Source organism: Pseudomonas sp. Leaf59 (genome assembly GCF_920984685.1).
In the GTDB taxonomy this organism is placed as follows: Bacteria; Pseudomonadota; Gammaproteobacteria; order Pseudomonadales; family Pseudomonadaceae; genus Aquipseudomonas.
This window is the reverse complement of record NZ_CAKLBR010000005.1, coordinates 284,134-306,085: the sequence shown is the minus strand read 5'-3', so window position 1 is coordinate 306,085 and position 21,952 is coordinate 284,134. Positions and strand designations below refer to the sequence as shown.

22 protein-coding genes and 1 pseudogene are annotated in these 21,952 nt (G+C 61.9%); 18 read left to right on the top strand and 5 right to left on the bottom strand.

Annotated features, from left to right (window positions below; genetic code table 11):
* Positions 1 to 431: 431 nt before the first annotated feature.
* Complete coding sequence (locus LUB09_RS08290) at positions 432 to 2,024, top strand: ABC transporter substrate-binding protein (protein WP_231422308.1); 1,593 nt, start codon at positions 432 to 434, stop codon at positions 2,022 to 2,024.
* 18 nt (positions 2,025 to 2,042) lie between these two features.
* Here LUB09_RS08290 and radC read toward each other — a convergent pair whose 3' ends face one another.
* Positions 2,043 to 2,717, bottom strand: a complete 675-nt coding sequence (radC, locus tag LUB09_RS08285; RefSeq protein WP_209986444.1) for a RadC family protein — start codon at positions 2,715 to 2,717, stop codon at positions 2,043 to 2,045.
* Positions 2,718 to 2,869: 152 nt separating this feature from the next.
* Between radC and coaBC the strand changes: the two genes are divergently transcribed.
* The 5 genes and pseudogenes from coaBC to argB all read left to right on the top strand — a co-directional run bounded on the left by coaBC (position 2,870) and on the right by argB (position 7,127).
* On the top strand, positions 2,870 to 4,078 hold the full coding sequence (gene coaBC, locus LUB09_RS08280) for a bifunctional phosphopantothenoylcysteine decarboxylase/phosphopantothenate--cysteine ligase CoaBC (RefSeq protein WP_057006359.1): 1,209 nt from the start codon (positions 2,870 to 2,872) through the stop codon (positions 4,076 to 4,078).
* A 5-nt stretch (positions 4,079 to 4,083) separates the two neighbouring features.
* Complete coding sequence (gene dut / locus LUB09_RS08275) at positions 4,084 to 4,539, top strand: dUTP diphosphatase (RefSeq protein ID WP_209986446.1); 456 nt, start codon at positions 4,084 to 4,086, stop codon at positions 4,537 to 4,539.
* A gap of 67 nt (positions 4,540 to 4,606) precedes the next feature.
* The gene (locus tag LUB09_RS08270; RefSeq protein ID WP_209986449.1) at positions 4,607 to 4,807 is read left to right on the top strand and encodes a hypothetical protein; all 201 of its coding nucleotides are present in this window, start codon (positions 4,607 to 4,609) and stop codon (positions 4,805 to 4,807) included.
* A pseudogene (locus LUB09_RS08265) lies at positions 4,786 to 6,201 on the top strand (phosphomannomutase/phosphoglucomutase); the annotation flags it as partial. The gene LUB09_RS08270 and the pseudogene LUB09_RS08265, both read left to right, overlap by 22 nt.
* Before the next feature lie 20 nt (positions 6,202 to 6,221).
* Positions 6,222 to 7,127, top strand: coding sequence for an acetylglutamate kinase (argB, locus tag LUB09_RS08260; protein WP_209986455.1), 906 nt, complete (start codon positions 6,222 to 6,224; stop codon positions 7,125 to 7,127).
* 136 nt (positions 7,128 to 7,263) lie between these two features.
* On the opposite strand, the gene pyrE is transcribed toward argB, so the two are convergent.
* Complete coding sequence (pyrE, locus tag LUB09_RS08255) at positions 7,264 to 7,908, bottom strand: orotate phosphoribosyltransferase (protein ID WP_003195489.1); 645 nt, start codon at positions 7,906 to 7,908, stop codon at positions 7,264 to 7,266.
* Positions 7,909 to 7,990: 82 nt separating this feature from the next.
* Here pyrE and LUB09_RS08250 point away from each other — a divergent pair, with 82 nt between their 5' ends.
* Positions 7,991 to 8,770 carry an exodeoxyribonuclease III gene (locus tag LUB09_RS08250; RefSeq protein ID WP_003195493.1) on the top strand — a complete coding sequence of 260 codons (780 nt, stop codon included), beginning with the start codon at positions 7,991 to 7,993 and terminating at the stop codon, positions 8,768 to 8,770.
* A 57-nt stretch (positions 8,771 to 8,827) separates the two neighbouring features.
* Here the strand turns inward: LUB09_RS08250 and LUB09_RS08245 are convergent, their stop codons facing one another.
* Together LUB09_RS08245 and rph are read right to left on the bottom strand one after the other, a co-directional pair.
* On the bottom strand, positions 8,828 to 9,196 hold the full coding sequence (locus LUB09_RS08245) for a DUF4870 domain-containing protein (RefSeq protein ID WP_209986459.1): 369 nt from the start codon (positions 9,194 to 9,196) through the stop codon (positions 8,828 to 8,830).
* Between the two features lie 23 nt (positions 9,197 to 9,219).
* Complete coding sequence (rph, locus tag LUB09_RS08240; protein WP_003176917.1) at positions 9,220 to 9,942, bottom strand: ribonuclease PH; 723 nt, start codon at positions 9,940 to 9,942, stop codon at positions 9,220 to 9,222.
* Positions 9,943 to 10,125: 183 nt separating this feature from the next.
* Here rph and LUB09_RS08235 point away from each other — a divergent pair, with 183 nt between their 5' ends.
* The 6 genes from LUB09_RS08235 to LUB09_RS08210 all read left to right on the top strand — a co-directional run bounded on the left by LUB09_RS08235 (position 10,126) and on the right by LUB09_RS08210 (position 15,422).
* Positions 10,126 to 10,989, top strand: coding sequence for a YicC/YloC family endoribonuclease (locus tag LUB09_RS08235; RefSeq protein ID WP_209986461.1), 864 nt, complete (start codon positions 10,126 to 10,128; stop codon positions 10,987 to 10,989).
* Positions 10,990 to 10,999: 10 nt separating this feature from the next.
* Complete coding sequence (gmk, locus tag LUB09_RS08230) at positions 11,000 to 11,620, top strand: guanylate kinase (RefSeq protein WP_209986464.1); 621 nt, start codon at positions 11,000 to 11,002, stop codon at positions 11,618 to 11,620.
* Positions 11,621 to 11,787: 167 nt separating this feature from the next.
* Entirely contained in the window at positions 11,788 to 12,051 is a 264-nt protein-coding gene (gene rpoZ / locus LUB09_RS08225) for a DNA-directed RNA polymerase subunit omega (RefSeq protein WP_003176920.1), read from the top strand.
* 60 nt (positions 12,052 to 12,111) lie between these two features.
* Entirely contained in the window at positions 12,112 to 14,217 is a 2,106-nt protein-coding gene (spoT, locus tag LUB09_RS08220; protein WP_231422307.1) for a bifunctional GTP diphosphokinase/guanosine-3',5'-bis pyrophosphate 3'-pyrophosphohydrolase, read from the top strand.
* A 24-nt stretch (positions 14,218 to 14,241) separates the two neighbouring features.
* Complete coding sequence (locus tag LUB09_RS08215) at positions 14,242 to 14,622, top strand: RidA family protein (RefSeq protein ID WP_003176922.1); 381 nt, start codon at positions 14,242 to 14,244, stop codon at positions 14,620 to 14,622.
* A gap of 59 nt (positions 14,623 to 14,681) precedes the next feature.
* On the top strand, positions 14,682 to 15,422 hold the full coding sequence (locus LUB09_RS08210) for a hypothetical protein (RefSeq protein WP_231422306.1): 741 nt from the start codon (positions 14,682 to 14,684) through the stop codon (positions 15,420 to 15,422).
* A gap of 130 nt (positions 15,423 to 15,552) precedes the next feature.
* Here LUB09_RS08210 and LUB09_RS08205 read toward each other — a convergent pair whose 3' ends face one another.
* On the bottom strand, positions 15,553 to 16,404 hold the full coding sequence (locus tag LUB09_RS08205) for an SDR family oxidoreductase (RefSeq protein ID WP_209986471.1): 852 nt from the start codon (positions 16,402 to 16,404) through the stop codon (positions 15,553 to 15,555).
* A 194-nt stretch (positions 16,405 to 16,598) separates the two neighbouring features.
* Here LUB09_RS08205 and exbB point away from each other — a divergent pair, with 194 nt between their 5' ends.
* The 5 genes from exbB to recG all read left to right on the top strand — a co-directional run bounded on the left by exbB (position 16,599) and on the right by recG (position 21,896).
* Positions 16,599 to 17,564 (top strand): tonB-system energizer ExbB, encoded by a 966-nt coding sequence (exbB, locus tag LUB09_RS08200; protein WP_231422305.1) that lies wholly within the window; start codon positions 16,599 to 16,601, stop codon positions 17,562 to 17,564.
* Positions 17,565 to 17,570: 6 nt separating this feature from the next.
* A complete protein-coding gene (exbD, locus tag LUB09_RS08195; RefSeq protein ID WP_003231649.1) occupies positions 17,571 to 17,996 on the top strand; it encodes a TonB system transport protein ExbD in 426 nt (141 codons plus the stop codon).
* Positions 17,993 to 18,739 (top strand): energy transducer TonB family protein, encoded by a 747-nt coding sequence (locus LUB09_RS08190; protein WP_209986476.1) that lies wholly within the window; start codon positions 17,993 to 17,995, stop codon positions 18,737 to 18,739. The genes exbD and LUB09_RS08190 overlap by 4 nt, the downstream gene beginning before the upstream one ends.
* A 152-nt stretch (positions 18,740 to 18,891) precedes the next feature.
* Entirely contained in the window at positions 18,892 to 19,812 is a 921-nt protein-coding gene (locus tag LUB09_RS08185; protein ID WP_057006348.1) for a hydrogen peroxide-inducible genes activator, read from the top strand.
* An 8-nt stretch (positions 19,813 to 19,820) separates the two neighbouring features.
* A complete protein-coding gene (gene recG / locus LUB09_RS08180) occupies positions 19,821 to 21,896 on the top strand; it encodes an ATP-dependent DNA helicase RecG (protein WP_209986479.1) in 2,076 nt (691 codons plus the stop codon).
* The last annotated feature ends 56 nt before the right edge of the window (positions 21,897 to 21,952 follow it).

Below are 21,952 nucleotides of genomic sequence, written 5' to 3'. Positions count from 1 at the left end.
AACCCGGCATGGGTTGGCCGCTTAATCTCTCAGTCATTTGGCGCCAGGCGCCGCGTTTCTTTAAGGGTCTTACCGGCTACACCTACAGTGAAGGAACCGGGCCCCTAGAAAAGAGCGCTGCTTTATACCAGAAAGACCCTGGCGCAACAACAGCCCGTATGTTTTTACCGGAGTAAATCTGCGCCGTTGTCGCCTGAACCGTTGCCAGGAGGGGCCGCTGTCACAGCCGACCGCTCGTCGCACAGAATGATTTTCAGCGCTCGCGCGCACCGCAAAGGGCAGCGCGAAACCGTCTGAGGCGCCATCAAAACAGCATTTGCGGCAAAAGCACAGGCAAAAATGGGCTAGTCATTTACTCATCAGACCACTACGGTAGGACTTTTCCAGACTGCACTCGCAGATGGGCCTTCGATCTGCAAAGGAAACCGACTATGCGCCTCGCTGCCCTACCGCTCCTGCTAGCCCCTTTCTTCATCGCCCCGCTGGCGTCTGCTGCCACCAACCTGAGCGTATGCACCGAGGCCAGTCCCGAAGGGTTCGATGTGGTGCAGTACAACTCGCTGACCACCACCAATGCCTCGGCCGATGTGCTGATGAACCGCCTGGTGGACTATGACGCAGCCAGCGGCAAGCTGGTGCCGAGCCTGGCGGACAGCTGGGACGTCTCGCCGGACGGCCTGACCTACACCTTCAAGCTGCACCCTGACGTGAAATTCCATCGCACCGCATATTTCACGCCGAGCCGCACCCTCACGGCGGAAGACGTGCGCTTCAGCTTCGAACGCATGCTCGATCCGGCCAGACCATGGCACAAGATCGCCCAGAGCGGCTTCCCCCACGCGCAATCCCTGCAGTTGCCCACGCTGGTCAAGAAGATCGATGCCCTCGACCCGCTGACGGTGCGCTTTACCCTGGATCACGCCGACTCGACCTTCCTTGCGGCGCTGAGCATGGGCTTTGCCTCGATCTACCCGGCCGAATACGCCGACAAACTGCTCAAGGCCGGCACCCCGGAGAAGCTCAACAGCCAGCCCATCGGCACCGGCCCATTCATCTTCACGCGCTTCCAGAAGGACGCCGTGGTGCGTTACAAGGCCAACCCGGAGTACTTCGCCGGTAAACCGGCGGTGGACAACCTGATCTTTGCCATTACCCCGGACGCCAACGTGCGCCTGCAGAAACTGCACCGTGACGAATGCCAGATCGCCCTGTCGCCCAAGCCGCTGGATGTGGGCGAAGCCGAGAAAGACCCGGCGCTCAAGGTGGAAAAAACCGCAGCGTTCATGACCGCTTTCGTTGCCATCAACAGCCAGCATCCACCGCTGGACAAACCGGAAGTGCGCCAGGCCATCAACTTGGCCTTCGACAAGGACAGCTACCTTAAAGCGGTGTTTGAAGGCACTGCCGAAGCAGCCAACGGTCCGTTCCCGCCCAACACTTGGAGCTACGCCAAGGATTTGCCGGGTTATCCACAGGACCTCACCAAGGCCAGGGCCCTGCTGGCGCGTGCCGGGCTCAAGGACGGCTTCAAAACCACTATCTGGACGCGCCCCACCGGTAGCCTGCTGAACCCCAACCCTAATCTGGGCGCACAACTGTTGCAGGCGGACCTGGCCAAGGTCGGCATTCAGGCCGAAATCCGCGTGATCGAATGGGGCGAACTGATCCGCCGCGCCAAGGCCGGAGAGCATGACCTGCTGTTCATGGGCTGGGCCGGTGACAATGGCGACCCGGATAACTTCCTGACCCCGCAATTTTCCTGCGCGGCAGTCAAATCCGGCACCAACTTCGCCCGCTATTGCGACCCTGCGCTGGACAAACTCATCAGCGCCGGCAAGACCACCAGCGAGCAAGGGGTGCGCAGCAAGCTGTATCAGCAGGCCCAGGCGCAGATCCAGCAGCAGGCGCTGTGGTTGCCGTTGGCACATCCGACAGCGTTTGCCCTGACGCGCAAGAATGTCGAGGGGTACCAGGTGAGTCCGTTTGGCCGGCAGGATTTCTCCAGGGTCAACGTCAAACCGTAATCGCTGCAGCGGGTGGCATTACATCCACCCGTACTCCGCCATCGACAATGGATCACCGTCACCCACAATGATGTGATCCAGCACCCGCACATCCACCATTTCCAGGGCATCTTGCAAGGTCCTGGTCAATTTTCGATCAGCCGCGCTGGGCTCGACACTGCCCGAAGGATGGTTGTGACACAGGATCAACGCCGCCGCGTTGTAGGCCAGTGCACGCTTGACCACCTGCCGGGGATAAACCTGCGCCTTGTCGATGGTGCCTTGGGACAAGGCCTCGAAACCCAGCACGCGGTGCCTTGAATCGAGAAACAGGCAGCCAAAAATCTCGTGAGGCTCATGACGCAGCAGCGCCTTGAGGTAATCACGCACGGCTTCGGGGCTTTCCAGCACCGAATAATGACGCAAACCCTCGGCCATGTGGCGCCGGGCGATTTCCAGCACCGCCTGCAGTTGGGCGTATTTTGCCGGGCCCAGGCCCAATTGCTGATTAAACAGGGTCTGACTGGCCTCCAGCAGCGGGCGCAGGCCGCCAAAGCGCGTCAACAAATGGCGCGCCAGGTCCACCGCGCTCAGGCCGCAAACCCCGGTACGCAGGAAGATTGCCAGCAATTCGGCGTCGGACAGGCTCGCCGCGCCCCATTCCAGAAGCCTCTCTCGCGGCCGTTCAGCGGCTGGCCAATCGCGAATACTCATGTCACGTCCCTCTCCATATGCACCCTGCGCGCCGCTGTTGCCAGACGGGCGCTGTGTTATCGTAGGCCCTCTTTTTTGCCTGCGATTTCACCTGGGGAGCAGGCATCGCAGGCGTCACTGAACTGGCTTCACTGAACTGGAAAGGCAAACCAATGCAGCGTCTGTATCGGAAACGCATCGTTCTCGGCGTCGGCGGCGGCATTGCCGCCTACAAGAGCGCAGAGCTGGTTCGCAGGCTCCTGGACCAGGGCGCCGAAGTGCGCGTGGTCATGACCCGCGGCGGCAGCGAATTCATCACGCCGCTGACCATGCAGGCCCTGTCCGGCCACCCGGTTCACCTGGACCTGCTGGACCCGGCCGCCGAAGCCGCCATGGGTCATATCGAACTGGCCAAATGGGCCGACCTGGTGCTGATCGCCCCGGCCACCGCTGACCTGATCGCCCGCCTGGCCCAGGGCATTGCCGATGACCTGCTGACCACCCTGGTACTGGCCACCGACGCCACCGTCGCCATCGCCCCGGCGATGAACCAGGCCATGTGGCGCGACCCGGCCACCCAGGCCAACACCCAACTCCTGCAAAGCCGTGGCCTGAAGGTGTTCGGCCCGGCGTCCGGCAGCCAGGCCTGCGGCGACGTCGGCATGGGCCGCATGCTCGAAGCCAACGACCTGGCGCTGTGCGCCGCCGAGTGCTTCCAGCACCTGGCCCTGACCGGCAAACACGTGCTGATCACCGCCGGCCCGACCCAGGAAAACATCGACCCGGTGCGCTACATCACCAACCATAGCTCAGGGAAAATGGGCTTTGCGCTGGCAGAAGCGGCGGTCGAGGCAGGCGCACGCGTCACCCTGATCACCGGTCCGGTGCATTTGCCGACCCCCGATCGCGTCACGCGAATCGACGTAGTCAGCGCCCGGGACATGCTGGCGGCCTGTGAAGCCGCGATTCCGTGCGACCTGTTTATCGCCTCGGCAGCGGTTGCGGATTACCGCCCGGAAGTCATCGCCCCGCAAAAGCTCAAGAAAGACCCTACGAGCGGTGACGGCCTGCTCCTGCAAATGGTGCGCAACCCGGACATCCTGGCCACCATCGCCACCCGCCCGGACCGCCCTTTCAGCGTCGGCTTCGCCGCCGAGACCGAGCACCTGCTCGACTACGCCGCTCGCAAACTGAAAGACAAAAACCTCGACCTGATCGTTGCCAATGATGTCGCCAACCCCAGCATCGGCTTCAACAGCGAGGAAAACGCCTGCAGCGTGATTGACCGCGAGCTGCATGCCACCCTTTTCGCCCAGACCAGCAAGGGCAAAATTGCCCGCCAACTGATCTCTTTTATCGCCCAACGGCTGAACCAGGTTTAATCTCCATGCACGCTTTGCAAGCCAAGATCCTCGATCCCCGCATCGGCACCGACTTCCCGCTGCCCGCCTACGCCACTCCCGGTTCAGCCGGCCTGGACCTGCGCGCCATGCTCAAGCAGGACACTGTTCTCGAGCCTGGCCAGACCATCCTGATTCCTACCGGCCTGTCGATCTACGTAGGCGACCCAGGCCTGGCCGCGCTGATCCTGCCGCGCTCGGGTCTTGGCCACAAACACGGCATCGTGCTGGGCAACCTGGTGGGCCTGATCGACTCCGACTACCAGGGCGAACTGATGGTGTCGTGCTGGAACCGCGGCCAGACCGCGTTCAACATCGCCGTAGGCGAGCGCATCGCCCAACTGGTGCTGGTACCGGTGGTGCAGGCGCAATTCGAACTGGTCGAGGAATTTGACGAAACACAACGCGGCGCAGGTGGTTTTGGGCATTCCGGCAGCCACTGACTAAGCTGAACCTGGCCGGATGCGTTTATCCGGCCAGACGCCACCGCATGGCTTTTCAGGAAGAAGAATGCGCGGTTTTAATCAGCGAGATTTTCACAGCAAAATCAAAGCATTACGCTTTAACAAGGCAGGCACCGACGCGCCGATGGCCTTTTTGCACTACGAACTCCCCGCCGAAAACGCCGTCATACCCTTCAGTTTGAGCCTGCCGGTCAGTCAGTTAAAGGCCAGCCTTGCCCCTTTCCAATGGAGATTCCCCCCGCGATGAGTACCGCACCCCGCGTCGCCCCGACCTTTCCCGACAGCATCTTCCGCGCCTACGACATTCGTGGCGTTGTGCCCAAGACCCTGACCGCCGAAACCGCCTATTGGATCGGCCGCGCCATCGGCGCCCAGAGCCTGGCCCAGGGCGAGCCGAACGTGTCGGTAGGCCGCGATGGACGCTTGTCCGGCCCGGAGCTGGTGGAGCAGCTGATCCAGGGCCTGGCCGACAGCGGCTGTCATGTGAGTGACGTCGGCCTGGTGCCCACGCCAGCGCTGTACTACGCGGCCAACGTACTGGCCGGCAAATCCGGCGTGATGCTGACCGGCAGCCACAACCCGTCCGACTACAACGGCTTCAAGATTGTCATTGCCGGCGACACCCTGGCCAACGAACAGATCCAGGCCCTGCACACGCGCCTGAAGACCAATGACCTGACCAGCGGCCAGGGCAGCATCACCCGGGTCGACATCCTGCAGCGCTACTCCGATGAAATCACCCGTGACGTCAAACTCGCACGCCGCCTCAAGGTGGTGGTGGACTGCGGCAACGGCGCGGCCGGCGTAATCGCCCCGCAACTGCTCGAAGCGTTGAACTGCGAAGTGATCCCGCTGTTCTGCGACGTCGATGGCCACTTCCCCAACCATCACCCGGACCCGGGCAAGCCTGAAAACCTGGTGGACCTGATCGCCAAGGTCAAGGAAGTCGGCGCCGATGTGGGCCTGGCCTTTGACGGTGACGGCGACCGTGTCGGTGTGGTGACTGAAACCGGTGAGATCGTGTTTCCAGACCGCCTGCTGATGCTGTTCGCCCGCGACGTGGTGGCGCGCAACCCTGGCGCCGAGATCATCTTCGACGTCAAATGCACCCGCCGCCTGACGCCGTTGATCAAGGAATACGGCGGTCGTCCGCTAATGTGGAAGACCGGTCATTCGTTGATCAAAAAGAAAATGAAGGAAACCGGCGCTCTGCTCGCCGGCGAAATGAGTGGCCATGTGTTCTTCAAGGAGCGCTGGTTCGGATTCGACGACGGCATCTACAGTGCTGCGCGTCTGCTGGAGATCCTCAGCAAGGAAAAATCCACCTGCGAAGAGCTGTTTCAGACCTTCCCGAATGATATTTCCACGCCAGAGATCAATATCCATGTGACCGAGGAGAGCAAATTCAGCATCATTGACACATTGCACGATGCACAATGGGGCGAAGGTGCCAACCTGACCACCATTGATGGTGTGCGAGTCGATTACGCCAAAGGCTGGGGCCTGGTTCGCGCGTCCAACACCACGCCGGTGCTGGTCCTGCGTTTCGAGGCGGATACCGAGGCTGAGTTGCAGCGCATCAAGGACGTGTTCCACGCCCAGTTGAAACGTGTTGCCCCTGATCTCCAATTACCGTTCTGATTTTTTGCCCGGAGCCCTGAATGACCCTCGAACGCGAAGCCGCTGCCAATACCGCCAAGGTCCTGTCCGAAGCGTTGCCCTACATTCGACGCTACGTCGGCAAGACGCTGGTGATCAAATACGGCGGCAATGCCATGGAAAGCGAGGAGCTGAAAACCGGCTTTGCCCGCGACATCGTGATGATGAAGGCCGTGGGCATCAACCCGGTGGTGGTACACGGCGGCGGCCCGCAGATCGGCGACCTGCTCAAGCGCTTGTCGATCGAGAGTCATTTCATTGATGGCATGCGCGTCACTGACGCGCAGACCATGGACGTGGTGGAGATGGTCCTTGGCGGCCAGGTCAACAAGGACATCGTCAACCTGATCAACCGCCACGGCGGCAGCGCCATCGGCCTGACGGGTAAAGACGCGGAGCTGATCCGGGCAAAAAAAATGACCGTGACCCGGCAGACGCCGGAGATGACTCAGCCGGAAATCATCGACATCGGCCAGGTGGGCGAAGTGATCGGCATCAACACCGATTTGCTGAACCTGCTGGTCAAGGGCGATTTTATCCCGGTGATCGCGCCCATCGGCGTGGGCGCAAACGGTGAGTCCTACAACATCAACGCCGACCTGGTGGCGGGCAAGGTGGCTGAAGCGTTGAAGGCTGAAAAGCTGATGCTGCTGACCAACATCGCCGGCTTGATGGACAAGGAAGGCAAGGTACTGACCGGCCTGACCACGCAACAGGTGGACGATTTGATCGCCGACGGCACCATCTACGGCGGCATGCTGCCGAAGATTCGTTGTGCGCTGGAAGCCGTGCAGGGCGGCGTTGGCAGCTCGCTGATCCTGGATGGCCGCGTGCCGAATGCGATCCTGCTGGAAATCTTCACCGATACCGGTGTGGGCACCCTGATCAGTAATCGCAAGCGTCCCTGAACAACGCCGTAATAAAAATGTGGGAGGGGGCTTGCTCCCGATGGAGATGGGTCAGTCACTGAAGATGTTGACTGATACACCGCCATCGGGAGCAAGCCCCCTCCCACATTGTCTTTCTGATACAGAGCTATCGGTGTCAGACGCCGAATTGCTCGCGGTATGCACGCACCGCCGGCAAATGCTGCTTGAGCTGCGGATCATCTTCCAGGAACTGCAACACCTGGTTCAGCGACACGATGCTCACCACCGGAATACCGAAATCGCGCTCCACTTCCTGGATGGCCGACAACTCGCCGTTGCCGCGCTCCTGGCGGTTCAGCGCGATGAGCACGCCGGCGGCTTTGGCGCCGTCCTGGGAAGCGATGATCTGCATCACTTCGCGGATTGCGGTGCCGGCGGTGATCACGTCGTCGATGATCAGCACATCGCCGGTCAGCGGCGCGCCCACCAGGCTGCCACCTTCACCGTGGGCTTTGGCTTCCTTGCGGTTGAAACACCAAGGCAGATCCTGTCCGTGGTGTTCGGCGAGGGCCACAGCGGTCGCGGCGGCCAGGGGGATGCCCTTGTAGGCCGGGCCGAACAGCACGTCAAAGGAAATCCCGCTTTCAACGATGGCCGCCGCATAGAAACGACCCAACTGAGCCAGGGCCGAACCCGAGTTGAACAAGCCTGCATTGAAGAAGTAGGGGCTTGTGCGCCCGGACTTCAGGGTGAACTCACCGAAGCGCAAAACGCCGCGATCGATGGCAAAACGAATGAAATCGCGTTGATACGCCTGCATGAAAAAAGCCTCAGATACCACGGATTTAGCTAATTAGGTAGACGGCGTGTATCATACACGCACGCGATTTTTGGGGCCATTTATGCGGATCATCAGTGTGAACGTCAATGGTATTCAGGCTGCAGTCGAGCGTGGTTTGCTCAGTTGGCTGCAAGCACAGAATGCCGACGTCATCTGCCTGCAGGACACCCGCGCCTCCGCCTTTGAACTGGACGACCCAGCCTTCCAACTGGATGGCTACTTCCTTTATGCCTGCGATGCCGAAGTGCCCACCCAAGGTGGCGTGGCTTTGTACTCGCGGTTGCAACCCAAGGCGGTCATCAGCGGCCTGGGCTTTGAGACAGCCGACCGCTACGGGCGCTACCTGCAAGCCGATTTCGACAAGGTCAGCATCGCGACCTTGCTGCTCCCTTCGGGGCAGAACGGCGATGAAGACTTGAACCAGAAGTTCAAGCTAATGGACGATTTCGCCCGTTACCTGGATAAACAGCGGCGTAAACGTCGCGAGTACATTTATTGTGGCTCGCTGTACGTGGCGCAACAGAAGCTGGATATCAAGAACTGGCGCGACAGCCAGCAATCCCCGGGTTTCCTGGCGCCGGAACGGGCCTGGATGGACGAGATTGTCGGCAACATGGGCTATGTGGATGCCCTGCGCGAAGTCAGCCGTGAAGGCGATCAGTACAGCTGGTGGCCGGACAACGAACAGGCCGAGATGCTCAACCTGGGCTGGCGTTTCGATTACCAGTTGCTGACCCCGGGGCTGCGCCGGTTCGTTCGCAGCGCACGCCTGCCCCGTCAGCCGCGCTTCTCGCAGCACGCGCCGCTGATCGTGGACTACGACTGGACCCTGACCATCTGAGGTCTTTTCCAGGCACAAAAAAACCGACATCGCTGTCGGTTTTTTTGTAGGCGCTCATTATTTGACCAGTCGCCAGGTCAAGGGATAGCGATAAGCGATGCCCTTGTTGGCCTTGATCGAACCGATGATCGTCAGCACCACGCTGGCGATGGCCAGGGCGGTCATCAGGAAAAACCCGATGACTGCAAACGCCAGCACGATGCAGACGATCCAGGCGATGGCCACGGTGATCTGGAAATTCAAGGCTTCCTTGCCCTGATCATCAATGAACGGGTCCACTTCCTTCTTCATCTGCCACAGGATCAGCGGCCCCACGACGCTGCCGAAGGGGAAAACGAACCCCAGAAACGCCGCGAGATGGCACAACATTGCTGCTTGGCGCACTTCGTACGAAGGCGTGGGCACCGGTAGTTGCTGGTCATTCATGGCGCTTCTCCTTGAGGCGGATTTCAGTCAGCCAGGGCGGCGTTCTGCAGTGCGAAAATCTCGGTCATGCCTTTCTGGGCCAGGGCCAGCATGGCATTCAGTTCGGCCGGCTGGAATGGCGCGCCTTCAGCGGTGCCCTGTACTTCGATAAAGCCACCGGTACTGGTCATCACCACGTTGAGGTCGGTCTCGGCGGCCGAGTCTTCCAGGTAGTCCAGGTCCAGCACAGGCTCGCCCTGGTACATGCCCACCGACACGGCGGCGATCATCTGCTTGAGCGGGTCACCGCCCTTGAGGCCACCGCGCTTCTTGATGACTTTGAGCGCATCCACCAGGGCCACCATGGCGCCGGTGATGGACGCGGTGCGCGTACCGCCGTCGGCCTGGATCACGTCGCAGTCGACGTACAGGGTCACATCGCCCAGCTTGGACATGTCCAGGGCCGCGCGCAGGGAGCGGCCGATCAGGCGCTGGATTTCCAGGGTACGGCCGCCCTGCTTGCCACGGCTGGCTTCACGCTGGTTACGCTCGCCGGTAGCGCGCGGCAGCATGCCGTACTCGGCGGTCAACCAGCCCTGGCCCTGGCCCTTGAGGAAACGCGGCACGCCGTTCTCGACGCTGACGGTGCAGATCACCTTGGTATCGCCAAACTCGACCAGTACGGATCCCTCGGCGTGTTTGGTGTAGTTGCGGGTGATGCGGATCGAGCGGAGCTGATCGGCAGCGCGACCACTTGGACGTTTCATAGGGAATTCCTGTACTGAGGACGAAAAACTGCCGAGCATTATAGAGCCGCGAACCGATTCGGGGCACTTCTTAAAATCCGGTTACGAATGCTCGGGTTTGGGCGCATCCGCCCCACTGCGCTACAATCCTGCGCCTTCTTAACCATCAGCCCGTGTGTGCGGGCTGCAACGCGAGGTACCTCCATGGTGCACAGCATGACCGCCTTCGCCCGCGTCGAACAAGCCGGCGCCCAGGGCACCCTGAGCTGGGAGCTGCGCTCGGTCAACAGCCGCTACCTGGAGCCGCACCTGCGTCTGCCGGAATCGTTCCGCGACCTCGAAGGCGCCGTGCGTGAAGCCCTGCGCCAGGGCATCTCCCGGGGCAAGCTGGAATGCACCCTGCGTTTTACCGAAGAAACCACCGGCAAGCCGCTGCAAGTGGACCGCGAGCGCGCCGCGCAACTGGTCGCCGCCGCCGAAACCATCGCCGGCCTGATCAAGCAGCCGGCGGCATTGAACCCGCTTGAAGTATTGGCCTGGCCCGGCGTGCTGGTGGCCGACGCCAGCGACCCGCAGGCCCTCAACGCCCAAGCCCTCGCGCTGTTCACCCAGGGCTTGAAGGAGCTCAAGGCCGGCCGCGAACGCGAAGGCGCCGAGCTGGCGCGGTTGATCAGCGAGCGCCTGACCTCCATCGAAGCCGACGTGATCATCCTGCGCGAGTTGGTGCCGCAGATGCTCGCCACCCAGCGCCAGAAGGTGCTCGACCGCTTCACCGACATGAAGGCCGACCTCGACCCCGTGCGCCTGGAGCAGGAAATGGTGCTGCTGGCGCAGAAAAGCGACGTCGCCGAAGAACTCGACCGTCTCAGCACCCACATCCTCGAAGTGCGCCGCGTGCTCAAGTCCGGTGGCGCCGCCGGTCGGCGCCTGGACTTCCTGATGCAGGAACTCAACCGCGAAGCCAATACACTCGGCTCCAAGGCGTTTGACCCGCGCAGCACCACCGCCGCGGTCAACCTCAAAGTGTTGATCGAGCAGATGCGCGAACAAGTACAGAATATTGAGTAAGGCAACCTTCATGACCCACAGCACCGGCACCCTTTACATCATTTCCGCGCCTTCGGGCGCGGGCAAGAGCAGCCTGGTCAAAGCCTTGACCGACGCTGACCAGCAGATCCGCATTTCGGTCTCGCACACCACCCGCGCCATGCGCCCGGGCGAAGTGAACGGCGTGCACTATCACTTCGTCGAGCGTACCGAGTTCGTCAGGATGATCGAACACGGCGACTTTCTGGAGCGCGCCGAAGTGTTCGGCAACCTCTACGGCACCTCGCAAAGTCACCTGCAGCAGACCCTGGACGAAGGCCATGACCTGATCCTGGAAATCGACTGGCAGGGCGCCGAGCAAGTACGCCAATTGATGCCCAAGGCACGTTCGATCTTCATTCTGCCGCCCTCGCTCGAAGCCTTGCACCAGCGCCTGACCAACCGTGGCCAGGACAGCGACGCGATCATCGAAGGCCGCATGCGCGAAGCCGTCAGCGAAATGAGCCACTACGTCGACTACGACTACCTGATCATCAATGACGATTTTGCCCACGCGCTGGACGACTTGAAGGCGATTTTCCGTGCCAATCAGCTCCAGCAAAAGCGCCAGCAGCAACGTTTCGGCAAGTTACTGGCCGAACTGCTCGGCTGATTGACGCTTCCCAAAACCGCCGCAAGGGCCTTACATTGGCACTTGCAGCGGTTTTGCGAAGGTGTCGCGAAAATCAGCGCTTCCCTAAACGCTGGTGTTTTTTTAAACTGCTCAGTCCGCTCGCCCAGCCGGGCAGCGCGCATCTTGCATTCGCTCCGAGGAATACCATGGCCCGCGTAACCGTTGAAGACTGCCTAGAACACGTGGATAACCGTTTTGAGCTGGTCATGCTCTCTACCAAGCGTGCCCGTCAACTGGCCACTGGCGGCAAAGAGCCTCTGGTCCAGTGGGAAAACGACAAGCCCACCGTTGTAGCCCTGCGCGAAATCGCCGAAGGCCTGATGAGCTACGAGTTCATCGCCAACGCCGAAATCGTTGAAGACGAACCGCTGTTCGCAGCGTTCGAGGACGAGTCCAACGAGGCCGTCTAAGCCTATGCCTGGTCGACGTAGCACGGCGCGGGGTCACAGCCTTCGGCAGGAGTTCACACTTTGCCGAGCATAGACGCCCTCGCCGATCGCTTATCGGCCTACCTCGGTCCAGACCAGGTCAACCTGGTCCGCCGGGCGTATTTCTACGCCGAACAAGCCCACGACGGCCAGCGCCGCCGCAGTGGCGAGGCGTATGTCACCCATCCTCTTGCGGTGGCCAATATTCTTGCCGACATGCACATGGACCATCAGAGCCTGATGGCCGCGATGCTGCATGACGTGATCGAAGACACCGGCATTGCCAAGGAAGCGCTCAATGCGCAATTTGGCGAAACCGTGGCCGAACTGGTCGACGGGGTCAGCAAACTGACCCAGATGAACTTCGAGACCAAGGCCGAAGCCCAGGCGGAGAACTTCCAGAAAATGGCCATGGCCATGGCCCGCGACATTCGGGTCATCCTGGTGAAGCTGGCCGACCGGCTGCACAACATGCGCACGCTGGAAGTGCTGTCCGGCGAAAAACGCCGGCGCATCGCCAAGGAAACCCTGGAAATCTACGCGCCCATCGCCAACCGGCTGGGCATGCACGCCATTCGTATCGAATTCGAAGACCTCGGCTTCAAGGCCATGCACCCGATGCGTTCGGCACGCATCTACCAGGCGGTCAAGCGCGCCCGGGGCAACCGCAAGGAAATCGTCAACAAGATCGAAGAGTCCCTCAGCCATTGCCTGGCAATCGACGAAATTGAGGGCGAGGTCAGCGGGCGGCAAAAGCACATCTACGGCATCTACAAGAAGATGCGCGGCAAGCGTCGGGCCTTCAACGAGATCATGGACGTGTACGCGTTCCGCATCATCGTTGACAAGGTCGACACCTGCTACCGCGTGCTCGGCGCTGTACATAATTTGTACAAACCCCTGCCGGGCCGCTTCAAGGACTACATCGCAATTCCCAAGGCCAACGGCTACCAATCGCTGCATACCACGTTGTTCGGTATGCATGGCGTGCCGATCGAGATCCAGATCCGCACCCGCGAAATGGAAGAAATGGCCAACAACGGCATCGCCGCCCACTGGCTGTACAAATCCAGCGGCGACGAGCAGCCCAAAGGCACCCATGCCCGCGCCCGCCAGTGGGTCAAGGGCGTGCTCGAAATGCAGCAACGTGCCGGCAACTCCCTGGAATTCATCGAAAGCGTGAAGATCGACCTGTTCCCGGATGAGGTCTACGTGTTCACGCCCAAAGGCCGCATCATGGAGCTGCCCAAAGGCTCCACGGCGGTCGATTTTGCCTACGCGGTGCACACCGACGTCGGCAACAGTTGCATTGCCTGTCGGATCAATCGCCGTCTCGCGCCGCTGTCCGAGCCGCTGCAAAGTGGCTCCACGGTGGAGATCGTCAGCGCACCGGGCGCCCGACCGAACCCGGCGTGGCTCAATTTCGTGGTCACCGGCAAGGCACGTACCCACATCCGCCATGCGCTGAAACTGCAGCGCCGTTCCGAATCGATCAGCCTGGGCGAACGCCTGCTGAACAAGGTGCTCAACGGTTTCGACAGCGCCCTGGACAAGATCGCGCAGGAGCGTGTGAAAGCGATGCTCCACGAGTATCGCCAGGAAACCATCGAAGACCTGCTGGAAGACATCGGCCTGGGCAATCGCATGGCCTATGTGGTGGCGCGTCGTCTGCTCGGCGAAGGCGAACAACTGCCGAGTCCGGAAGGCCCGCTGGCGATTCGCGGCACCGAGGGCCTGGTGCTCAGCTATGCCAAGTGCTGCACACCGATCCCCGGCGACCCGATTGTCGGGCATCTGTCGGCAGGCAAGGGCATGGTGGTGCACCTGGACAACTGCCGCAACATCACCGAAATCCGCCACAACCCGGAAAAATGCATCCAGCTCTCGTGGGCCAAGGATGTCACCGGCGAATTCAACGTCGAGCTGCGCGTGGAGCTGGAACACCAGCGTGGCCTGATCGCCCTGCTGGCCAGCAGCGTCAACGCGGCCGACGGCAATATCGAAAAAATCAGCATGGACGAGCGCGATGGCCGCATCAGCGTGGTCCAGCTGGTGGTCAGCGTGCACGACCGCGTGCACCTGGCCCGCGTGATCAAAAAGCTGCGCGCTTTGATCGGGGTTATCCGCATCACCCGTATGCGTGCCTAACCCACCTCTAACAAGGAGTCACACATGACCAAGACCGTAATCACCAGCGACAAAGCCCCGGCCGCCATCGGTACCTACTCCCAGGCGATCAAGGCGGGCAATACCGTCTACATGTCGGGTCAGATCCCGCTGGACCCAAAGACCATGGAACTGGTTGAAGGCTTCGAAGCACAGACCGTACAGGTGTTCGAAAACCTCAAGTCCGTGGCCGAAGCTGCAGGCGGTTCGTTCAAGGACATCGTCAAACTGAACATCTTCCTTACCGACCTGAGCCACTTCGCCAAGGTCAACGAGATCATGGGCAAATATTTCGAACAGCCCTACCCGGCACGCGCGGCCATCGGCGTTGCTGCTCTGCCAAAGGGCGCGCAGGTCGAAATGGACGCGATCCTGGTCATCGAATAAAACACCCGGCGCAGCCTTCTCAAGAGGCCGCGCCGACTTTGTTTCAGAAGGATTTCATGATGCGCAAAGCGCTTGTAGCCTCTTCGTTGCTCGCCCTGTTGCTCGGCGGCTGTGCCAGCAACCCTGCCGACCGGGATGTAAGCGGCACCTGGATCAATCAGGTCGCCATCGACGCGGCAGCCAAGGGCGGTCCTTTGCGTGAAGCATTGCAACGCTTTGGCCCGAACCTCGAATGGGAGGTCAACACCAAGGCCGCGCAGGCGCGTTATTACAACGGCTTTGAAGTGGCCGAAGGCAAGCTGACCGGCGAGAAATCCGGCGCCTGGAGCGTGGACTTCTACGGCAGCTCCGCCACCGAACTCAAGCGCAAAGGCCGGCAACTGCTGCAAGTGGCCAATGACAACGAGCCCGAGCAGCTGTTTGCCCGCGCCAAGGACCCTGCGCCGGAAGGCGCGCCACTGGGCGCCAACTTCGAACGCGCCCTGTACGGGGCCTATATGGGCGGCGACTGGAAAATCACCGACGGCTTCGGCGACGGCGCCACGGTGCAGTTCCAGGCGGACGGCAAGGTCGCCGGCTTGCCCGGCGTAGATCGCTACTCGCTGTGCCTGGCAGGCGACTGCGCCTCGATGAGCGGCGGCTACGACAGCATCTGGCTACAACTGAACGGCCAGGGCAACCCGTGGATTTTTGCGCGCAAGGGCAAGCAGCTGGAGATTTTTCAGGCGGTGAATACTGCACAGGCGGACGAAGTGCCGTCGTTTACCCCTGGCCCTCGTCAATGGTTGCTTGAAAAGTAACAAGCACCAAAGCTCGGATCAACATGTGGGAGGGGGCTTGCTCCCGATAGCGGTGTATCAGTCACAGATGGTTTGACTGACACACTGCCATCGGAAGCAAGCCCCCTCCCACATTTTTTGACCGTGTTTTTCAGCCTTTGAGGATCGCGGCATAACCTTCACGATAAGTCGGGTAGGTCGGCTCCCATCCCAACGCCTTGACCCGCTTATTGCTGCACCGCTTGCTGCCCGCGCGCCGCACACTGGCGTCCTCGGACCACTCGGTCACTCCCAGATACTCACGCAACCAGCCCACCACATCGGCCAGCGGCGCAGGCTCGTTGTCCACGCCGATATAGACCTTGTCCAGCGAACCGCCCTGCTCCACATGGCGCAATAAAAACGCCAGCAAACCGGCCGCGTCGTCCGCGTGGATGCGGTTGCCATATAAAGGTGGATCGGTCGCCACGCGATAACCTTTGCGCACCTGAGTCAGCAGCCACTCACGGCCCGGGCCATAAATGCCGGTCAAGCGCACGACGCTCGCCGGGATGGCGCTGTTGAGTGCCACCTGCTCGGCTTCCAGCATCACCTGACCGGAATAGCCCTGCGCCTGGGTGTCGGACGTTTCGTCGACCCACTCACCATGCTGCTGACCGTAAACGCTGCTGCTGGAGACAAACAGCAGATGCCTGGGCTGCTGGCCATAGTCATCCAGCCACTCCAGCACATGCTGCAAACCGTGCACGTAAGCCGCACGATAGCCGGCCTCGTCGTGGTCGGTCGCGGCGGCGCAGTACACCAGGTAATCCACCCCGCCAATCGGCCAGGTGTCCGGACAATCCTTTTTGAACAGATCGCCGGCGATGCCAATGACGCCCTCGGGCAGGCGCGAAATATCGCGCCGCAGGCCATGAACCTCCCATCCCGAGGCCAGCAATTGGCTAGCCAGCCGACTACCCACATCGCCGCAACCGGCAATCACAACAGAAGGCGCAGACATCACAAAACTCCATTCTCAAAGGCGCAGGTTAGCTGCGCTCGGGGTTCAGCGGCCAGTAAAAATAGAAATAAAGTAACACTGGCACTTTAGTTAACAAGAATTACTTGCAATAATGACCGCCCATTTGTCCTCGGCCCGCGACGGGTCTGGAAGGACGATCACTCCATTTTTTCTTCTCATCAGGTCCGGCCAGCATGACACGTATTACAACCCCCGCTTCGCCAACCAAGCTGCACAGCCCATCCCGCGCCTGGCGCGCGATTGCTGCGTTGCTGTTCAGCGTAATGCTGGCACCGACCGCCGCATTCGCTGATGCCAGCGCTCCCGCAGCGCCCGCCGCTGCCGAGCAAAATGCCGCGAACCCGGCCGCACCCGCGCCGGCAGCAACCGACCCTGCTGCGCCAGCCCCCGCCGATGGCACCGGCGTCGTACTGGAAGAAGACAACACCCTGGGCATGGCCCACGACCTGTCCCCATGGGGCATGTACCAGAACGCCGACGTAGTGGTGAAGGCCGTGATGATCGGCCTGGCCATCGCCTCCATCATTACCTGGACCATCTGGATCGCCAAAGGCTTCGAGCTGCTGGGTGCCAAACGTCGTCTGCGCACTGAAATCGTCCACCTGAAAAAAGCCACCACCCTCAAGGAAGCCAGTGAAACGGCGACCAAAAAGGGCACCCTGGCCAACACGCTGGTGCACGACGCGCTCGAAGAAATGCGCCTGTCAGCCAACGCCCGCGAAAAAGAAGGCATCAAGGAACGCGTGGCCTTCCGCCTCGAGCGCCTGGTAGCCGCCTGCGGCCGCAACATGAGCAGCGGCACCGGCGTGCTGGCGACCATCGGTTCCACCGCGCCCTTCGTCGGCCTGTTCGGCACCGTGTGGGGCATCATGAACAGCTTCATCGGCATCGCCAAAACCCAGACCACCAACCTCGCCGTCGTTGCCCCCGGCATCGCCGAAGCCCTGCTGGCCACGGCCCTGGGCCTGGTTGCGGCAATCCCTGCGGTGGTGATCTACAACGTCTTCGCCCGTTCGATTGCCGGCTACAAGGCCCAGGTATCGGACGCATCGGCAGAAGTCCTGCTGCTGGTCAGCCGCGACCTCGATCACCTGCCTCCCGAGCGCAGCTCGCAACCGCAGATGGTAAAAGTGGGGTAATCGGCCATGGGCCTGCATTTGAATCAAGGCGACGACGAGCTCGTCGAAAACCACGAAATCAACGTCACGCCGTTTATCGACGTGATGCTGGTGCTGCTGATCATCTTCATGGTCGCGGCGCCTCTGGCCACCGTGGATATCAAGGTTGACCTCCCCGCGTCCAGCGCCAAGCCGGCACCGCGTCCGGAGAAGCCGATTTTCCTCAGCGTCAAGGCAGACCAGCGTCTGTTCCTGGGCGAAGAAGAGGTCAAGCCTGAGTCCCTGGGTCCGGTGCTCGACGCCAAGACCCAGGGCAAGAAAGACACGACGATCTTCTTCCAGGCCGACAAGGGCGTGGACTACGGCGACTTGATGAGCGTGATGGATGCCCTGCGGGCAGCCGGCTACCTCAAGGTAGGTCTGGTCGGACTTGAGACGGCAGCCAAAAAATGATCACGACGCGCCACAAACTGACGCGTTATGGCACCAGCCTCGCCGTCGTACTGGGCGTGCATGCCGTCGCGATTGCCATCGCGCTCCATTGGTCGGCCCCGCGTACGGTGGTGCTGCCGCCAGCAGCCATGGTCATCGACCTGGCGCCTGCGCCTGCGCCGCCGCCACCACCGGCACCGCCAAAAGTGGTAACGCCGCCACCGGCACCGGTGGAAGAACCGCCGCTGCCGAAACTGGCCGAAGCGCCCAAGCCGACCATCCAGGTGCCCAAGCCGGTCAAGCCCAAACCCAAACCGCAGCCGCCCAAGCCGGTGGAGAAAAAGCCCGAGCCGCCCAAGGAGAAACCTTCCGATCAGCCGCCGAGTGACGCGCCGCAGAACAACGCCCCGGTTGAAAAATCGGCGCAGCCGACACCCGGCCCATCGCCGCAACAGTTGGCGGCCAAGGCTTCCTGGGAAGGCACGCTGCTGGCGCATTTGCAGAAGTACAAGAAGTACCCGCCAGGCGCCCAGGCCCGTGGCAAGGAAGGCCTGAACCGCTTGCGCTTCGTGGTCGATGGCGAAGGCAACGTGCTGTCCTATGAGTTGGTAGGCCGCTCCGGCAACGCCGATCTGGACCGCGCGACCCTGGACATGATCCGTCGTGCCCAGCCGCTGCCCAAACCGCCGGCCGACATGTTGAAAGGCGGTAGCGTCGAAATCGTCGCGCCGTTTGTCTACAACATCGAAAAGCGTCGCCGGTAAGCGATGCTTCTGTGGGAGGGGGCTTGCTCCCTCCCACATTGTTTTTCAGCACATCTCTGACAGTCCTCGCTCAATCCCCAACAAACTTCTGATAACGTGCGTCTATCGATTGCAGTCGGTATGCTTGGCCCGCAACTTCATGGACGCCCGCTATGACTCTTACAGAATTACGCTACATCGTGACCCTCGCCCAGGAGCAACACTTCGGCCATGCGGCCGAGCGTTGCCACGTCAGCCAGCCGACGCTGTCGGTGGGCGTGAAAAAGCTTGAAGACGAACTCGGTGTGCTGATTTTCGAGCGCAGCAAAAGCGCCGTGCGCCTCACGCCGGTAGGCGAAGGCATCGTCGCCCAGGCCCAGAAGGTGCTGGAGCAGGCGCAAAGCATTCGCGAACTGGCCCAGGCCGGCAAGAACCAGCTGACCGCACCGCTCAAGGTCGGCGCCATCTACACCGTCGGCCCGTACCTGTTCCCCCACCTGATTCCGCAACTGCACCGCGTCGCGCCGCAGATGCCGCTGTACATCGAAGAAAACTTCACCCACGTGCTGCGCGACAAACTGCGCAACGGCGAGCTGGACGCGATCATCATCGCCCTGCCGTTCAATGAAGCCGATGTACTGACCCTGCCGCTCTACGACGAGCCGTTCTACGTGCTGATGCCGGCTTCCCACCCCTGGACGCAGAAGGCCACCATCGACGCCGGCCTGCTCAACGACAAGAGCCTGCTGCTGCTCGGCGAAGGCCACTGCTTCCGCGATCAGGTGCTCGAAGCCTGCCCGACCCTGACCAAGGGCAACGACGGCGCCAAGCACACCACGGTTGAATCCAGCTCCCTGGAGACCATTCGCCATATGGTTGCGTCCGGCCTGGGTATCTCGATTCTGCCGCTGTCGGCGGTGGACAGCCATCACTACGCCCCCGGCGTGATCGAAGTGCGTCCACTCACGCCGCCGGTGCCGTTCCGCACCGTGGCGATCGCCTGGCGTGCCAGCTTTCCACGGCCAAAAGCCATTGAGATCCTCGCCGACTCGATCCGCCTGTGTTCGGTGGCCAAGCCGCCCGCGGCGAGCTAAGCAGACGTATGACTGAGCTGTCGCAGGTGTCGGTGACGGCACTCAAGGGTGTCGGTGAGGCCATGGCCGAGAAACTGGCCAAGGTCGGCCTGGAAAACCTCCAGGATGTGCTGTTCCACCTGCCCCTGCGTTATCAGGACCGCACCCGCGTCGTGCCCATCGGCCACCTGCGCCCCGGGCAGGACGCGGTGGTCGAAGGCACCGTCAGCGGCGCCGATGTGGTGATGGGCAAGCGCCGCAGCCTGGTGGTGCGCCTGCAGGACGGCACTGGCGGCCTGAGCCTGCGCTTCTATCACTTCAGCAATGCACAAAAGGAAGGCCTCAAGCGCGGCACCCGCGTGCGCTGCTACGGCGAAGCGCGCCCTGGCGCCTCCGGGCTGGAAATCTATCACCCGGAATACCGCGCCATTACCGGCGACGAACCACCGCCGGTGGACACCACCCTCACGCCCATCTACCCGCTCACCGAAGGCCTCACCCAACAGCGCCTGCGCCAGTTGTGCATGCAGACGCTGACGATGCTAGGTCCCCAGAGCCTGCCCGACTGGCTGCCCCTGGAGCTGGCCCGCGACTATCAACTGGCGCCATTGGCCGATGCGATTCGCTACCTGCATCACCCACCGGCCGATGCCGATGTCGACGAACTCGCCCTCGGCCACCACTGGGCCCAGCATCGCCTGGCCTTTGAAGAACTGCTGACCCACCAACTGTCCCAGCAACGCCTGCGCGAAAGCATGCGCTCCCTGCGCGCGCCAGCGATGCCCAAGGCCACGCGTCTGCCTGCACAATACCTGGCCAACCTGGGCTTTGCGCCGACCGGTGCGCAACAGCGCGTGGGCAATGAAATCGCCTACGACCTCAGCCAGCACGAACCCATGCTGCGCCTGATCCAGGGTGACGTGGGCGCGGGCAAAACCGTGGTTGCCGCCCTCGCCGCCCTGCAGGCGCTGGAAGCCGGTTATCAGGTGGCGCTGATGGCGCCCACCGAGATCCTCGCCGAACAACACTTCATTACCTTCAAGCGCTGGCTCGAACCCCTGGGCCTGGAAGTTGCCTGGCTGGCCGGCAAGCTCAAGGGCAAGGTGCGCGCAGCCGCGCTGGAGCAGATTGCCAATGGCGCCCCGATGGTGGTCGGCACCCACGCGCTGTTCCAGGACGAAGTGCAGTTCAAGAACCTCGCCCTGGTAATCATCGACGAACAACACCGCTTCGGCGTGCAGCAACGCCTGGCACTGCGTCAGAAAGGCGTGGGCGGGCGCATGAACCCGCACCAGTTGATCATGACCGCCACGCCGATTCCACGCACGCTGGCCATGAGCGCCTACGCCGACCTCGACACCTCGATCCTCGACGAACTGCCGCCCGGCCGTACGCCGGTCAACACCGTGCTGGTCACCGACACGCGGCGCGTCGAAGTGATCGAACGCGTGCGCGGCGCCTGCGCTGAAGGGCGCCAGGCCTATTGGGTGTGCACGCTGATTGAAGAGTCCGAAGAGCTGACCTGCCAGGCCGCCGAAACCACCTTCGAGGACCTCACCAGCGCCCTCGGTGAGCTCAAGGTCGGGCTGATCCACGGGCGCATGAAGCCTGTGGAAAAGGCCGCGGTCATGGCCGAGTTCAAGGCCGGCAACCTGCAACTGCTGGTCGCCACCACCGTGATCGAGGTGGGTGTGGACGTGCCTAACGCCAGCCTGATGATCATCGAAAACCCCGAGCGCCTGGGCCTGGCGCAACTGCACCAGCTGCGCGGACGCGTGGGCCGGGGCAGCGCCGCCAGCCATTGCGTGCTGCTGTACCACCCGCCGCTGTCGCAGATCGGCCGCCAGCGCCTGGGGATCATGCGCGAGACCAACGACGGTTTTGTGATTGCCGAAAAAGACCTCGAACTGCGCGGTCCCGGCGAAATGCTCGGCACCCGCCAGACCGGCCTGCTGCAATTCAAGGTCGCCGACCTGATGCGCGACGCCGACTTGCTGCCCGCCGTGCGCGATGCGGCGCAAGCGCTGCTGGAGCGCTGGCCCGAGCACGTCAGCCCGCTGCTGGATCGCTGGTTGCGGCATGGGCAGCAATACGGCCAAGTGTGACGGCTGGCGCAGTTATCCAACCCTCACCCGTAACAAGCTGGTTATACTTCGGTGAC

What these genes read in the sequence shown, in the direction of transcription:
- radC (WP_209986444.1), bottom strand. Translation starts at nt 2,717, where the DNA reads ATGAGTATTCGCGATTGGCCAGCCGCTGAACGGCCGCGAGAGAGGCTT.
- LUB09_RS08235 (WP_209986461.1), top strand. Translation starts at nt 10,126, where the DNA reads ATGGTGCACAGCATGACCGCCTTCGCCCGCGTCGAACAAGCCGGCGCC.
- exbB (WP_231422305.1), top strand. Translation starts at nt 16,599, where the DNA reads ATGACACGTATTACAACCCCCGCTTCGCCAACCAAGCTGCACAGCCCA.
- rph (WP_003176917.1), bottom strand. Translation starts at nt 9,942, where the DNA reads ATGAAACGTCCAAGTGGTCGCGCTGCCGATCAGCTCCGCTCGATCCGC.
- LUB09_RS08270 (WP_209986449.1), top strand. Translation starts at nt 4,607, where the DNA reads ATGCGCGGTTTTAATCAGCGAGATTTTCACAGCAAAATCAAAGCATTA.
- rpoZ (WP_003176920.1), top strand. Translation starts at nt 11,788, where the DNA reads ATGGCCCGCGTAACCGTTGAAGACTGCCTAGAACACGTGGATAACCGT.
- exbD (WP_003231649.1), top strand. Translation starts at nt 17,571, where the DNA reads ATGGGCCTGCATTTGAATCAAGGCGACGACGAGCTCGTCGAAAACCAC.
- LUB09_RS08210 (WP_231422306.1), top strand. Translation starts at nt 14,682, where the DNA reads ATGCGCAAAGCGCTTGTAGCCTCTTCGTTGCTCGCCCTGTTGCTCGGC.
- LUB09_RS08185 (WP_057006348.1), top strand. Translation starts at nt 18,892, where the DNA reads ATGACTCTTACAGAATTACGCTACATCGTGACCCTCGCCCAGGAGCAA.
- dut (WP_209986446.1), top strand. Translation starts at nt 4,084, where the DNA reads ATGCACGCTTTGCAAGCCAAGATCCTCGATCCCCGCATCGGCACCGAC.
- gmk (WP_209986464.1), top strand. Translation starts at nt 11,000, where the DNA reads ATGACCCACAGCACCGGCACCCTTTACATCATTTCCGCGCCTTCGGGC.
- LUB09_RS08215 (WP_003176922.1), top strand. Translation starts at nt 14,242, where the DNA reads ATGACCAAGACCGTAATCACCAGCGACAAAGCCCCGGCCGCCATCGGT.
- coaBC (WP_057006359.1), top strand. Translation starts at nt 2,870, where the DNA reads ATGCAGCGTCTGTATCGGAAACGCATCGTTCTCGGCGTCGGCGGCGGC.
- LUB09_RS08205 (WP_209986471.1), bottom strand. Translation starts at nt 16,404, where the DNA reads ATGTCTGCGCCTTCTGTTGTGATTGCCGGTTGCGGCGATGTGGGTAGT.
- LUB09_RS08190 (WP_209986476.1), top strand. Translation starts at nt 17,993, where the DNA reads ATGATCACGACGCGCCACAAACTGACGCGTTATGGCACCAGCCTCGCC.
- LUB09_RS08290 (WP_231422308.1), top strand. Translation starts at nt 432, where the DNA reads ATGCGCCTCGCTGCCCTACCGCTCCTGCTAGCCCCTTTCTTCATCGCC.
- LUB09_RS08250 (WP_003195493.1), top strand. Translation starts at nt 7,991, where the DNA reads ATGCGGATCATCAGTGTGAACGTCAATGGTATTCAGGCTGCAGTCGAG.
- recG (WP_209986479.1), top strand. Translation starts at nt 19,821, where the DNA reads ATGACTGAGCTGTCGCAGGTGTCGGTGACGGCACTCAAGGGTGTCGGT.
- LUB09_RS08245 (WP_209986459.1), bottom strand. Translation starts at nt 9,196, where the DNA reads ATGAATGACCAGCAACTACCGGTGCCCACGCCTTCGTACGAAGTGCGC.
- argB (WP_209986455.1), top strand. Translation starts at nt 6,222, where the DNA reads ATGACCCTCGAACGCGAAGCCGCTGCCAATACCGCCAAGGTCCTGTCC.
- pyrE (WP_003195489.1), bottom strand. Translation starts at nt 7,908, where the DNA reads ATGCAGGCGTATCAACGCGATTTCATTCGTTTTGCCATCGATCGCGGC.